Origin of the sequence: Streptomyces sp. NPDC101178, from assembly GCF_044767965.1 — a bacterium.
GTDB lineage: Bacteria > Actinomycetota > Actinomycetes > Streptomycetales > Streptomycetaceae > Streptomyces.
The window spans coordinates 704,289-717,782 of sequence record NZ_JBIWOZ010000003.1 but is presented as its reverse complement, the minus strand read 5'-3'; the positions used below and the strand labels follow the sequence as shown (position 1 = coordinate 717,782).

At 72.2% G+C, this 13,494-nt stretch carries 13 protein-coding genes; 4 read left to right on the top strand and 9 right to left on the bottom strand.

What is annotated here, in order from left to right; translation table 11 throughout:
- Nucleotides 1-16: 16 nt before the first annotated feature.
- Nucleotides 17-358, bottom strand: a complete 342-nt coding sequence (bldG, locus tag ACIRR8_RS11735) for an anti-sigma factor antagonist BldG (RefSeq protein ID WP_093690221.1) — start codon at nt 356-358, stop codon at nt 17-19.
- Nucleotides 359-437: 79 nt separating this feature from the next.
- Here bldG and ACIRR8_RS11730 point away from each other — a divergent pair, with 79 nt between their 5' ends.
- Nucleotides 438-2,936 (top strand): DEAD/DEAH box helicase, encoded by a 2,499-nt coding sequence (locus ACIRR8_RS11730; protein WP_404062221.1) that lies wholly within the window; start codon nt 438-440, stop codon nt 2,934-2,936.
- A gap of 387 nt (nt 2,937-3,323) precedes the next feature.
- The gene (locus ACIRR8_RS11725; RefSeq protein ID WP_404062219.1) at nt 3,324-3,797 is read left to right on the top strand and encodes a DUF3515 family protein; all 474 of its coding nucleotides are present in this window, start codon (nt 3,324-3,326) and stop codon (nt 3,795-3,797) included.
- A gap of 236 nt (nt 3,798-4,033) precedes the next feature.
- Here ACIRR8_RS11725 and ACIRR8_RS11720 read toward each other — a convergent pair whose 3' ends face one another.
- The 7 genes from ACIRR8_RS11720 to ssd form a co-directional block, all read right to left on the bottom strand.
- On the bottom strand, nt 4,034-4,879 hold the full coding sequence (locus ACIRR8_RS11720) for an Rv3654c family TadE-like protein (RefSeq protein ID WP_404062216.1): 846 nt from the start codon (nt 4,877-4,879) through the stop codon (nt 4,034-4,036).
- The gene (locus ACIRR8_RS11715) at nt 4,876-5,304 is read right to left on the bottom strand and encodes a TadE family type IV pilus minor pilin (protein WP_404062214.1); all 429 of its coding nucleotides are present in this window, start codon (nt 5,302-5,304) and stop codon (nt 4,876-4,878) included. Before ACIRR8_RS11715 ends, ACIRR8_RS11720 begins: the two co-directional genes overlap by 4 nt.
- Nucleotides 5,291-5,461 carry a DUF4244 domain-containing protein gene (locus ACIRR8_RS11710; RefSeq protein WP_404062592.1) on the bottom strand — a complete coding sequence of 57 codons (171 nt, stop codon included), beginning with the start codon at nt 5,459-5,461 and terminating at the stop codon, nt 5,291-5,293. Before ACIRR8_RS11710 ends, ACIRR8_RS11715 begins: the two co-directional genes overlap by 14 nt.
- Nucleotides 5,462-5,625: 164 nt before the next feature.
- Nucleotides 5,626-6,480, bottom strand: a complete 855-nt coding sequence (locus ACIRR8_RS11705) for a type II secretion system F family protein (protein ID WP_404062590.1) — start codon at nt 6,478-6,480, stop codon at nt 5,626-5,628.
- 32 nt (nt 6,481-6,512) lie between these two features.
- A complete protein-coding gene (locus tag ACIRR8_RS11700; protein ID WP_404062211.1) occupies nt 6,513-7,427 on the bottom strand; it encodes a type II secretion system F family protein in 915 nt (304 codons plus the stop codon).
- Nucleotides 7,424-8,572, bottom strand: a complete 1,149-nt coding sequence (locus ACIRR8_RS11695) for a TadA family conjugal transfer-associated ATPase (protein ID WP_404062209.1) — start codon at nt 8,570-8,572, stop codon at nt 7,424-7,426. The genes ACIRR8_RS11700 and ACIRR8_RS11695 overlap by 4 nt, the downstream gene beginning before the upstream one ends.
- Nucleotides 8,569-9,708 (bottom strand): septum site-determining protein Ssd, encoded by a 1,140-nt coding sequence (gene ssd, locus ACIRR8_RS11690; RefSeq protein ID WP_404062206.1) that lies wholly within the window; start codon nt 9,706-9,708, stop codon nt 8,569-8,571. Before ssd ends, ACIRR8_RS11695 begins: the two co-directional genes overlap by 4 nt.
- A 503-nt stretch (nt 9,709-10,211) precedes the next feature.
- On the opposite strand from ssd, the gene ACIRR8_RS11685 reads away from it, so the two are divergent.
- On the top strand, nt 10,212-11,057 hold the full coding sequence (locus tag ACIRR8_RS11685; RefSeq protein WP_404062203.1) for an HAD family hydrolase: 846 nt from the start codon (nt 10,212-10,214) through the stop codon (nt 11,055-11,057).
- 510 nt (nt 11,058-11,567) lie between these two features.
- On the opposite strand, the gene ACIRR8_RS11680 is transcribed toward ACIRR8_RS11685, so the two are convergent.
- Nucleotides 11,568-12,392 carry an oxidoreductase gene (locus ACIRR8_RS11680; RefSeq protein WP_404062200.1) on the bottom strand — a complete coding sequence of 275 codons (825 nt, stop codon included), beginning with the start codon at nt 12,390-12,392 and terminating at the stop codon, nt 11,568-11,570.
- 102 nt (nt 12,393-12,494) lie between these two features.
- On the opposite strand from ACIRR8_RS11680, the gene ACIRR8_RS11675 reads away from it, so the two are divergent.
- Nucleotides 12,495-13,490, top strand: a complete 996-nt coding sequence (locus ACIRR8_RS11675; protein ID WP_404062198.1) for an ATP-binding protein — start codon at nt 12,495-12,497, stop codon at nt 13,488-13,490.
- Nucleotides 13,491-13,494 lie beyond the last annotated feature (4 nt).

Sequence of the window (13,494 nt, the reverse complement as noted above, 5' to 3'; positions counted from 1 at the left end):
GGTCGGGAAGCCGACCTCAGTCGGTGGCGGCGACAGCCTCGTCGACCGTGGTGTGAATCGGGAACACCTTGGTCAGGCCCGTGATCCGGAAGATCTTGAGAATACGTTCCTGGTTGCAGACCAGGCGCAACGAGCCCTCATGGGCCCGGACACGCTTCAAGCCGCCCACGAGCACGCCGAGGCCGGTGGAGTCGAGGAAGTCGACACCTTCCATGTCGACAACCAGGTGGTAGCTGCCGTCATTCACCAACTCGACCAACTGCTCGCGCAGCTTGGGCGCGGTATACACATCAATCTCGCCACCGACCTCGACAACCGTACGGTCGCCAACATTGCGAGTCGACAGGGACAGGTCCACGGATCCTCCAGCACCTTGCTATCGAGCGGTCGCCCCTCGGTCTCCCCGACGGAGGCCAGGGGACGGATCGCCAGCCGCGATGGCATTCAATCACTTACCAGCAGCCATGCACGACGCCTTGGGACCATTGTCCGTCACGCCAGTGACACACTCGGTGCCGATGGCCAAGAATCACCGTCCCGGACGACCACCCGAGAGTGGGGACACGCGCCCCCCTCCCAGCATGATCCTCGACCGGCTCGCCACAGGGGCGGGCCGGGCCGCGCGCATCACTCATACGGAGCACCTGCCCCCTAGATCGGGAACCCATGCCATCTGGCCGGATCGCATCCGGCCAGAAGTGATCTCGGCGATCGAAAGAGCCGGAATCGACCATCCGTGGGCCCACCAGGCGGCCGCCGCGGAGCACGCGCTGGACGGCGAATCGGTCGTGATCGCCACCGGTACGGCGTCGGGCAAGTCGCTCGCGTACCTCGCCCCGGTCCTCAGCACCCTGCTGGAGGGCTCCGAGGCCCCCAACGGCCGCGGGGCGACCGCCCTGTACCTCGCGCCCACCAAGGCTCTGGCCGCCGACCAGCGGCGTTCGGTGAAGGGCCTGGCGGCCCCCCTCGGCAACGCGATCCGGCCCGCGGCCTACGACGGCGACACCCCGGTCGAGGAACGCGAGTGGGTGCGGCAGTACGCGAACTACGTCCTGACCAACCCCGACATGCTGCACCGCGGAATCCTGCCGTCCCACCCGCGGTGGTCCTCCTTCCTGCGCGCGCTGCGCTTCGTCGTGATCGACGAGTGCCACACGTACCGGGGCGTCTTCGGCTCCCACGTCGCCCAGGTCCTGCGCCGGCTACGCCGCCTCTGCGCCCGCTACGGGGCCGAGCCGGTCTTCCTCCTCGCCTCCGCCACCGCCGCCGACCCCTCGGTCGCCGCCGGGCGCCTGACGGGCCTGCCGGTCGAGGAGGTGTCCGACGACGCCTCCCCGCGCGGCGAGCTGGTCTTCGCCCTCTGGGAGCCGCCGCTGACCGACCTGCACGGCGAGAAGGGCGCCCCCGTACGCCGTACCGCGACGGCCGAGACCGCCGACCTGCTCACCGACCTGACCGTCCAGGGCGTCCGCTCGGTCGCCTTCGTACGCTCCCGGCGCGGCGCCGAACTGATCTCGGTCATCGCGAAGGAGCGCCTCGCGGAGGTGGACCGCTCGCTGCCGCAGCGGGTCGCCGCCTACCGCGGCGGCTACCTCCCGGAGGAGCGCCGAGCCCTGGAGCGCGCGCTGCACTCCGGTGAACTGCTCGGACTGGCGGCCACCACCGCCCTCGAACTCGGCATCGACGTCTCCGGTCTCGGCTCCGTCGTCATCTGCGGCTATCCGGGCACCCGGGCCTCCCTATGGCAGCAGGCGGGCCGCGCCGGCCGTTCGGGGCAGGGTGCCCTGGCCGTGCTCGTCGCCCGGGACGATCCGCTGGACACCTATCTGGTGCACCACCCGGAAGCGCTGTTCCGGCAGCCGGTGGAGTCGACCGTGCTGGACCCGGACAACCCCTACGTCCTGGCCCCCCACCTGTGCGCGGCCGCCGCCGAACTGCCGCTCACCGAGCCCGACATCGCACTCTTCGGCCCCGCCGTGCCAGAGCTGCTGCCGCAGCTGGAGGCCGCGAAGCTGTTGCGCAGGCGGGCATCGGGCTGGCACTGGACCCGCCGCGAACGGGCCGCCGACCTGACCGACATCCGGGGCGGCGGCGGGCGCCCCGTCCAGATCGTCGAGGAATCCACCGGGCGCCTGCTGGGCACGGTCGACGCGGCCGCCGCCCACACCGCCGTCCACGAGGGCGCCGTCCACCTCCACCAGGGCCGCACTCACCTGGTCCGGAAACTGGATCTGGAGGACTCTGTCGCCCTGGTCGAGCGCGCCGACCCGCCGTACTCCACCGTCGCCCGCGACACCACGGCCATCTCCGTCCTGGAGACCGACACCGAGATCCCGTGGGGCCGGGGGCGGCTCTGCTACGGCTCCGTCGAGGTGACCAACCAGGTCGTCTCCTTCCTCCGCCGCAAACTGATGACCGGCGAGGTCCTCGGCGAGACCAAGCTCGACCTGCCTCCCCGCACCCTGCGCACCCGCGCCGTCTGGTGGACGGTCACCGAGGACCAGCTCGACGCCGCCCGGATCAACCCGGAGATCCTCGGCGGCGCCCTCCACGCGGCCGAACACGCGTCGATCGGCCTGCTCCCGCTCTTCGCCACCTGCGACCGCTGGGACATCGGCGGCGTCTCGATACCGTTGCACCCGGACACCCTGCTGCCGACGGTCTTCGTCTACGACGGCCACCCGGGCGGCGCCGGTTTCGCGGAGCGCGCCTTCCACACCGCTCGTACGTGGCTGACGGCGACCCGTGAAGCCATCGCGTCCTGCGAGTGCGAGGCGGGTTGCCCCTCCTGCATCCAGTCCCCCAAATGCGGCAACGGCAACGAGCCCCTGCACAAACGCGGCGCCGTGCGCCTCCTCACCGAACTCCTCAAGGGAGCGCCATCGGACCCACCGCCGACCGAGCCACCGCCCGCGGAGAACGGGTCCGAGACCTGACAGCCAGGGCGAAGGCACGAGCCGGCGGCACGGCGACGCAGGTCAGGCCGGCAGCAACGGTGTGACCAGCTCCTTCAGTTCCGCTTCCCCGCCGGCTCCGGATCACCGGCTGGCCGGCAGGGGCGAAGGCGCCCTGCTCGAAGGCAATGGCTTTACCCGCCTGCCTGCTGGAGATCGGCGCTTCGAAGTCCTCCTCCATGAGAAACAAAAAGGCTGACCACTCGAACCCGGAGATGAACTCCGCCCCGCATCAGAGCTCTTGGAGAGGTCCCCATAAGGACAGCCGCCTCAAAGGGCAGCGGAATGACCCGCATTCAGAGCACTTGACCCCATGCCATAGCGTGTCGCACGACCACCTCTCCCGGAGCGGGAAGACGACTGCTGACCATGCCTGGCAAACGCACAACCCTCCCTCTGGCGGCGGCAGTCGTGGCCGTCGCCGCCGTACTGATCTTCGTCGTGTCCAAGGAGCCGCACTACAACGTCCGGCCGGGCGCCCAGGCCGACAACGCCCACTGCGGACGCATCACGGAGAACGCTCCCGGCAAGCTGGCAGGGCACCCCAAGCACGACACCGAGCTGGCCGGCGTCGCGCTCTGGGGTGACAGCAACATCGTCCTGCGCTGCGGTGTCACCGATACCGGGCCCACCGCGGACCCCTGCTTCGCGGCTGACGGCATCGACTGGGTCATCGACACCACGCGATCCAGCGACAACCAGAAGGTGATCATCACCTACGGCCGCACCCCGGCCACCGAGGTCACCGTCACCAACTCCCCCAAGACACCGGACGAGATCCTTGTCGAGCTCTCGCCCCTCATCACACCGATAGCGCAGACCTCACCGTGCCTCCGGTCGTAGAGGTATTCCGCCGCCCAGGGGTGAGTTCAGCCGTCCCAGCAGGTGAGTTCGGCTCCCTCGAGAACGGGTTCGGCCTGCTCGGGACCGAGTCCGGTCGGCCTACTCAGGACCGAGTTCGGTTCGGCCTGCTCGGGCGCAAGATCGACCGGCTCACCCTGGGAGCGCCGACCGTAAGGCGGCACCGACCGGGCGGTCCTGCGCCCGCCCCTGGTACGGAACCGGCGCAAGCCGCGCCGTCATGCGGCAGCAGGCCCCAAGGCGTCTCCACCACCTCGGACCGCGTGGTCATTCCCGGCCCTCCCTGATCCCCGCTCCCTCCAACAGACCTCCGTGGCACGGTGACGACAGAGATCGGTTTTCACCACACCGCCCGCCTCTGACATCGGCACAGCCGATTCAGTGCGCCCAAGGCCGCTCCGCACGCATCGCCTTTCCCTTTCGGACGGACACTCCCGGGCTATTTCCGAAGGAACGTCTTCCGCCCAACCAGTCCTCTCCCTATCGCCCCTGAGCAATCTCCCCATGCCCCATACAGGCCGGCCGACTGGCGCCGGACGATTGCCGGTGGCCGAATCGGCAGGCCGCCCGGCCCGCCACCGGACCGTCGGAGGGGCGGCCCGGGCCCTGACCGTCGGCGCGTAGCGACCGAGGCTCGACCGGGCGACCACATCGGCGATCTCCCCGTGCACGGCACAACGGACGAGCACCGCACCCTGCGCCGAGGCCACCCTCCGGGCCACCTCGCACGCGGCCTCCGGCCCCTCCAGCGCCCGGTCCGCGGCCGCCAGCGCCGCCAAATCCGCGGCACTACCTGCCCGATGACGTGCGGTCACCGCCTGACCCAGCTCCAGCACAAGGGCGAACACCGCGCACAGGGCCGCCGTGGTGACAGCCACCCACACCGTCGCCACTCCTCGGTCCGCACCCCGGGGCCACCCGCTGCCCGGTTGCCCGCGCCGGGCCCGCGTCCCGAGCCACCTCCTGTCCGCCCACCCGCGCCGGACCCGCGTCCGGAGCCGGTCCCAGGCCTCCGCCCCGTAGCCCGCCCGACGCCCGCGGACCCCGGGGTCCGTCACCTTCATGGCACAGCACCTCCCACCGTGTCCTCGGCCAGGGCAACCGCCTCGGCGCGCAGCGTCAGGGCCAGCGCCGCAGGGCCCGGGGTCGGTGTCTCCACCGTGACGCGCCACAACTCCCCCGCCCTGCCCACCTCGACCCGAGACCCACGAGGCGCGGCGTCGCGCGCGGCCGTCAGGACCGCCGCCTCCGGCTCCGAACGGGCCGCGGCCCTGGCCCCCGCCCGTGCCGCGTCCACGCACCGGATCTGAGCCGAGGCAGCCATCAGCGCCCAGAGCAGCACCATGACGAAGGCCACCAGCACCGGAATCATCACGGCCGCCTCCGCCGTGACCGCCCCACGGTCCCGAGGCCGATAGGTGCTCCGGCGCCCGCTCCCCGCTTCAGAGCCTCTGGTCCGGCGCCCGGGCCCGGCCTCAGAACTGCGCATCGAGCGCGCTTTCGATCATGGACTGCAGCGCCGACATCACCGGCCCGCTGTTGACCACCTTGTAGAGCACCGCGGCGAAGGCGCACGCGGCGATGGTGCCCACCGCGTACTCGGACGTGGTCATCCCCCGGTCGGACGACCGGCTCAGCCTGCGCATCACCCACGTCGCCCCGCGGGCACGGCAGAGCGCAGCAACCGCTCGTCCCGCACGTTCGGTTCGTTCCTCGAACTTCTTGTTCATCTCGTCCCCCGATGGGCATCGATCGATATCGAGCAGGCGTCCGCACGGAACGCCCATGTGTGTGGAAGAAGCGGCCTGGCCTAACCCGTGGTCAGCAGTCCGCCGGCCAGGCCGATGATCACCGGCGCCACTCCGACCGCCAGGAAGGCAGGGAGGAAGCACAGTCCGACCGGCGCGGTGATCAGGACGCCGGCCCGCTGGGCGCGTGCCACAGCCGCACCGGCCTGCTCGGCGCGCATCGCATCGGCCAGCCTGGAGACCGGCTCCGCCGCCGGAGCTCCGGTCGAACCGGCCCGGTGCAGACAGCGGGCCAGCGGTCCGGCGCCCGGTATCTCCCCGAGCCGCCCCCACGCCTCGTCAGGCTCTCCGCCGAGGCGGATCTCGGCAGCGACACGGGCAAGCCGGTCGCCCACCGGGCCGCCGATGGACTCGCCGACCGCCTCCGCCGCCTCGCGGGGCCCGGCACCGACGGCGACGCACGCCGCCAGCAGATCGGCGGCCAGTGGGAGCTGCCCAGCGATCGCGGCCCGCTCCTCACGTGACTCGCCCGGCCCGGACCGGGGCCGGGAACGCTGCCAGCGCCACGTCCCGTACGCCGCGGCCACCCCGACGGCAGACCCCACCAGCCCACCGACCAGGACCCACCCGGTCAGCCACACCCCCGCAGGAGCCGCCCACCGCAGGACCCCACCAGCTCTGTCGACACCGGCACCGCTGTCTGTGCGGACACGGCCTCCGGACCCGAGCCCACCGCTCGACCCGACGTCACCGCCCACCCCGACCCGCACGGCAGCCGCCCAACGCCACCAGCCGCCACCTGCGGCCGGCGCGACCTCCAGCAGCAGTGCGCCCCGCCCCCGCACCACCCGTCCCCGGCGGACCGAGGCCCCGGCGAGTGCCAACTGCGCCGCCGCGCCCGACAGCGCCGCCAGCATCCCCAGGCTGTGGAGAACTTCTGCCGTCACGCTCACGGCGCCTCCCCTCCCCGCACGATCCGGCAGGCCCAGAAGAGCCCGGCCGCTTCCAGCAACCCACCGACCACCAGGCAGAGCAGCCCGCCCGGCGTGTGGAGCAGCACCCGCAGCGGATCGGCCCCCAGCGCGGCGCCCAGCCCCAGACCCGCCACCGGCAGCAGCGCCAGGACCACGACGGTCGACCAGGCTCCCGCCAACTGGGCCCGCAACTCCTCCCGCCTGCGCCGGTCGGCCCGTAACGCCGTCTCCAGGCGGTCCAGGCCCGCCACGAGACCGGCCCCGCCGTCCACCGCCACCTGCCAGCACGCGGCCACCCCGGACAGGCCCTCCAGCCCCGGCCCGCCCGCCGCCTGCCGCAGCGCCCCGGGCACGTCGCCCCCGAAGCGCGCGGCCGCCAGCACAGCGGCCTCCGCCTCACCGAGCCACGCCTCACCGCCCGGCCCGCCCCTCACCCGCCGCTCCCCGTCCGCCGCGCACTCCCGCAACCCGGCCACCAGCGCCTGGCCCGGCTCCTGCCCAGCCCGCAGCTCTCCGACCACGGCCGCACACAGCGCCGCCACCGAGTCCGCCGCCCGCTCACGCTGCCGCCGCCGGGCACGGCCGCGCAGCCACCGCCGCACCAACGGCACCGCCACAGCTCCGGCGAGCAGCGGCAGCACCGACGCGCCGAGCACGGCCAGCAGCACCGCCACCGGAACGGACCACCACTCGCGCCGCTCCACGATCAACTCCCGGGCCTGCAGCAGAGGCGGCCACGATCGCCACCCCCGCCACCGATCCGCCGGCCCGTCCACGAACAGGACCCGCGCCCGTCGGGCCCCGGACCCCCGCATCGCGACCAGCCACACCGCCGCACCCGCGCAGAGCGCCGCCGCATGAGCCGCGTAACCCGCGTTACCCGCCGTCACAGCGCACCCCTGATCAGCGACTCCAGCCGCGCCCAGCCCCGCTCCGGGACGAACCCGTCCGCGCCCCAGCTCAGAGCGGGCACCGTGAACACCAGGCCGGCCGCGTCCCGTTCCAGCACGTGCACGTCGGCGATCCGGCGCCGGCCGGCCCGGTCCCGTACAAGATGGACGACCACCGAGAGCGCGGCCGCCAACTGGCTGTGCAGCGCGGTCCGGTCCAGGCCGGCGGCGGTGCCGAGCGCCTCCAGACGAGCGGGCACGTGCTCGGCGGCGTTCGCGTGGACCGTTCCGCAGCCTCCTTCGTGTCCGGTGTTCAAGGCGGCCAGCAGCTCTGTCACTTCGACCCCTCTGACCTCTCCCACCACCAGCCGGTCGGGCCGCATCCGCAGCGCCTGCCGCACCAGGTCGCGCAGGGTCACGCGGCCCGCGCCCTCCTGGTTGGCGGGGCGGGACTCCAGGCGCACCACATGCGGGTGGTCGGGGCGCAGTTCGGCGGAGTCCTCGGCGAGCACGATCCGTTCGTCCGCGCCGACGGCGCCGAGCAGGCTGGCGAGGAGGGTCGTCTTGCCCGCCCCGGTGCCTCCGCTGATCAGGTACGAGAGCCGGGCCTCCACCATGGCCCGCAGAATCCGGTCGCCTCCCGGTGGCACGGTGCCGGCCTCCACCAACTCGGCCAGGGAGAAGGCCCGCGGGCGCACCACCCGCAGGGAGAGGCAGGTCGAGCCGACGGAGACCGGAGGCAGCACGGCATGCATCCGCGTCCCGTCCGGCAGCCGCGCGTCCACCCACGGCCGGGCATCGTCCAGCCGCCTGCCCGCGACGGCGGCGAGCCGCTGAGCCAGCCTCCGGACCGCCGCGGCATCCGGGAAGGTGATCGCCGTCAGCTGGAGTCCACCGCCCCGGTCCACCCACACCCGGTCGGGCGCGGACACCAGCACGTCGGTCACCTCTGGGTCGGCGAGCAGCGGCTCCAGCACGCCGGTCCCGACGAGTTCGCCGCGCAGCTCGGCCGCTGCCCCGAGCACCTCAGCATCGCCGAGCAGCCGCCCCTGAGCCCGGAGCGCGGCCGCAACCCCCGCAGGTGTGGGCGCGTCACCACTGCGCGCCAGCCGCTGGCGTACGGCATCGAGCAGGGCGTCGGTCATGGTGCGCCTCCCCCGGCGGGAGCTCCGGCGGAACCGAGCTCTCCCGCCGCTGCCGCCGCCTGCTCCCAGAACTCCGCGCAGAAGCGCGCGAGCGGGCCTCGGGCATCGGCGCCCGGCGGCATTCCGGCGTCCTGAGCGGCCGGCAGGCCGGACTCCAGGGGCAGTTCACCGACGAGCGGCAGACCGATGGCCTGGGCGACCCAGCGCTCGTCCAGGCCGGCCGCATACGGTCCCCGAGCCACCACCCGTACGTCGTCGAGCACCATGCGAACCGTGGAGGCCACACGCTTGGCCGCCGCGACCGCCCGCAGCTCGCCCGGCACCACGAGCAGGCCCAGGTCGAGCTGGGCCAGGGCTTCCGCGACGCCCTCGTCCACCCGGCGCGGCAGATCGACGACCACCACACCGCCGAGCCTGCGCGCGGCGGCCAGGACCGCCTGCACGGCCTGCGGCGCGATGACCACCTCGTCGTCACGGCCCCAGCTCAGCACCCTCAGTCCGTGGAGCGCGGGCAGGGAGTCCTCCAGGGCACCCCCACCGAGGCGGCCCTTCGATTGGGCGAAATCCGGCCACCGCATACCTTCGGCTCGCTCGCCGCCCAGCAGGACGTCGATGCCTCCGCCCAAGGGGTCCGCGTCGATCAGCATCGTCCGTCGGCCCGACCGGGCCGCGCTGACGGCAAGGGCGCAGGCCAGCGTCGACGCGCCGGAGCCGCCCCGTCCACCCATCACCCCGACGGTGAGCGCCGGCCTGCCGACGCCTTCGGCGGCGTTGGCGATCTGGTCGACGAGCCAGCCCTCAGAATCCGGCAGCCGGAGCACGTATTCGGCCCCGATCTCGACCGCCCGACGCCAGACGTCCGGGTCGTCCTGATCCCGCCCGACCAGCATCACCCCCCGCCTGCGGGCGGCACCGCGGCACCGTGCGGCCGCATCGTCGCCGACCAGGACCATCGGTGCCCGCTCCCAGCCGCCCCGGCGCCCGGGAGGCCCGTGATGGACCTCCGGCTCCGCCCCGGCGGCGGCGCAGAGCCGCAGCAGGTCATCGAGCAGCTCCATGTCCTCCGTCACGATCAGCGGTCCGCCGCGTCGCCCTTCGGCGACCGTCAGCCCTTCTCGCGTGAGGGATCCAGCCACGATCTCCGCCCCCTTCTCACTGGTCCTTCGGTGCGGTTCGCGACGATCTCGGAGCGTTTCCGAGATGCGCGATTCCGGTACCCGCGGACTTCGCGGGAGGAATCAACGTGCAGCACCACGGAAAAACATGTGGATCTTGCTCGAAAACTGTGGACAACTTCGGCGTTGTGAATAACTCCGTCACCCGAACCAGCGACTTCCGGAGCGCAGCCTCGCTGCTACACACTGTGACGAGACGAAGCTCGCGCCGACGCCGCACATGAGCGGGCCCCGCAGGGTCCGGAAGGGAGGGGAGCACTGGGCCCGGGCGTCAGAAATGCATCCGGACATGCGACGACCCCCGCCGGGGGGGAGAGCGGGGGTCGTCCCCACGGCCGACTCGGGGGGGGAGGAGCCGGACCGGGGTTAGCACGGTCGCGAACGATCCGTGACTTCCATGGTGTACCCGAGGGCCTTCTCAGGCAAACCCACGCACCGGACTTTACGCCGAATGGCGGCCCCCTATGCTCAGCGTTGTGGAAAACTGCTTCTCGCCGCGCACAGCAGCCTTCTTTGACCTGGACAAGACGGTCATTGCGAAGTCTTCGACGCTGACCTTCAGCAAGTCCTTCTACCAAGGCGGACTGATCAACCGCCGCGCCGTACTGCGCACCGCGTACACACAGTTCGTGTTCCTGGCCGGGGGCGCCGATCACGAGCAGATGGAGAAGATGCGTGCCTACCTCTCCGCCCTCTGCAAAGGATGGAACGTCCAGCAGGTCAAGGAGATCGTCGCCGAGACCCTGCACGACCTGATCGACCCGATCATCTACGACGAGGCGGCCACCCTCATCGAGGAACACCACACGGCCGGCCGCGACGTGGTCATCGTCTCCACCTCCGGCGCGGAGGTCGTCGAACCGATCGGCGAACTGCTGGGCGCCGACCGTGTCGTCGCCACGCGCATGGTCGTCGGCGACGACGGCTGCTTCACCGGAGAGATCGAGTACTACGCCTACGGGCCGACCAAGGCCGAGGCGGTGAGGGCGCTCGCGGTCTCGGAGGGGTACGACCTTTCGCGCTGCTACGCCTACAGCGACTCGGCGACCGACGTACCGATGCTGGAAGCGGTCGGCCACCCGCACGCGGTCAACCCGGACCGCGCGCTGCGCCGCGAAGCGACCCTTCGCGAGTGGCCGATTCTCGTCTTCAACCGCCCGGTCCGGCTGAAACAACGGCTCCCCGACTTCTCCATGCCGCCACGCCCTGCCCTGGTGGCCGCCGCGGCGGTCGGAGCCGCAGCCGTCACGGCTGGGCTCGTCTGGTACGCCAGCCGCCGGCGTACCGCCACCTCGGCGCTGCCCGGCTGAGCCGGTCGGCGACGCCGAGAGGCGCCGCGAGGCCTACCGGCGGCCCGCCAGACCCGCGTGCCCGCCTGCGGGGCCGAGGCGGGCCGCGCGTCCGAGGGGCACAGCCACTGCCCCTCGGACGCCACCGCCGCCCGATTCGCCCTTGATTGAACCTAAAAGTAAAGAAGTGGGCCCAGGGGTTTCTCTTCCCACGGTCCTGGAGTACAAAGGATTCAACGGCCCGCGAGACCAAGGACATCCGTGAGGATGACCTGCAACGCAGTGACGGCCCCACGGACCGCGCACGAAAGCCGAGCACCCACGCGACGTCGACCCGTCGATTACGGGCCAGCCGCACCAGGTGACGGGCGAAGTACCCGACCTGATGGGCAACTTACGAGGACGCTTGGTAACTGGGCGGACGTGCCAGCGGCGGTACCGCATTCCGGTACCGCCGCAACCCTTTCCCGGACCGGTTCACGCCCGCCGCACTCCGGACTTGCGCGTCGGCGCAAGACCCCCGGGCGCCGCCTACGCCGCGCCGCGCTGCAGGGCCTCGCAGACCGCCGTCGACTCGCGGACTCCCAGCTCGACCGAGCGCCCGCAGTGCGCGATCCACGCGGCCACGCCTTCCGGGGTGCCCGTCGTGTAGCCCTCGAACGCCGCGACGTACGCCGCCCGCCCCTGTTCCGCATGGCCGACCTCGGCCGGGCAGATGGACTTCGGGTCCAGGCCGCTGCCGATCAGCACGATGCGCTCGGCGGTCCGGGCCACCAGGCCGTTGTGCGAGCCGAAGGGGCGCAGGGCCAGCAGTTCGCCGTGGACGACCGCGGCCGTCACCAGGGCCGGGGCGGCGGAGCCCGCGATGATCAGCTGCGAGAGCCCTTCGAGCCGTCCGGCCACCTCGTCGGCGCCGGGGAGCGGCGCCTCGATCAGCGGCTCGTCGACGGGCTCCCCGGCCAGTCGCGGGCGGCCGACCGCGTCGTCGGACACGGCCCCGCCGGCCGCCACCAGGTGCAGCCGCGCCAGCACCCGCAGCGGCGACTGCCGCCAGATGGAGAGCAGTTGCCCGGCCTCCGCGGTGAGCCGCAGCGCGGCTCCGACCGTGCGCGCCTCGTCCTCGCCGCTGAAGTCGGTGCGCCGGCGCACCTCCTCCAGGTTCCAGTCGGCACCGGCGAGCGCCGCCGACCCCCTGGAGCCCCGCAGTGCGGCCTCGGCCGTGACCTCGTTGCTGCGGCGGCGCATGACGCGGTGACCGTAGACCCGGTCGACGGCCTTGCGTACGGAGTCCACGGCGTCGGGCACTCCGGGCAGGGAACCGAGCGTGGCGAGGGGGTCTGAGGCAGTCGTACTCATAAGTAGCGAGGCTACGCGCCCCCTACACCCAGACCGCCCCCAAGTGGCCATCTTCACGAACATCGACAGCGCAGCGCGATCGACCCACTACCCTAGGTGAACATGAAGATCGCTTTCGTCGGGAAGGGCGGCAGCGGTAAGACCACGCTGTCCTCGCTCTTCATCCGCCACCTCGCTGCCAACGAAGCCCACGTCGTCGCCGTCGACGCCGACATCAACCAGCACCTGGGGGCCGCCCTAGGCCTCGACGAGGCGGAGGCGGCCGCGCTGCCCGCCATGGGGGCGCACCTCCCCCTCATCAAGGACTACCTGCGCGGCACGAACCCCCGGATCGCCTCCGCCGAGACGATGATCAAGACGACTCCGCCCGGCGAGGGCTCGCGACTGTTGCGGGTCTGCGAGGACAACCCGATCTACGACGCCTGTGCGCGTACGGTCCGGCTCGACGACGGGGACATCCGGCTGATGGCGACCGGCCCCTTCACGGAGTCCGACCTCGGCGTGGCCTGCTACCACTCCAAGGTCGGGGCCGTGGAGCTCTGCCTGAACCATCTCGTCGACGGCCCGGACGAGTACGTGGTGGTGGACATGACGGCGGGGTCGGACTCGTTCGCCTCGGGGATGTTCACGCGGTTCGACATGACGTTCCTGGTCGCGGAGCCGACCCGCAAGGGGGTGTCGGTGTACCGCCAGTACAAGGAGTACGCGCGGGACTTCGGCGTCGCGCTGAAGGTCGTCGGCAACAAGGTGCAGGGCCCGGACGACCTGGACTTCCTGCGCGCGGAGGTCGGCGACGACCTGTTGATCGGAGTCGGGCACTCCGACTGGGTGCGGTCGATGGAGAAGGGTCGGCCGTCCCGGTTCGAGCTGCTGGAGGCGGACAACCGGATGGCGCTGCAGGCCCTCCAGGACGCCGCCGAGGACTCGTACGAGCTGCGCGACTGGGAGCGCTACACCCGGCAGATGGTGCACTTCCACCTGAAGAACGCGGAGAGCTGGGGCAACGAGAAGACGGGCGCCGACCTGGCGGCCCAGGTCGACCCCTCCTTCGTCCTCGGCGAGCGGGAGGCGGGAGCGGGCGTCCCGGCACCCGCCTGACCCG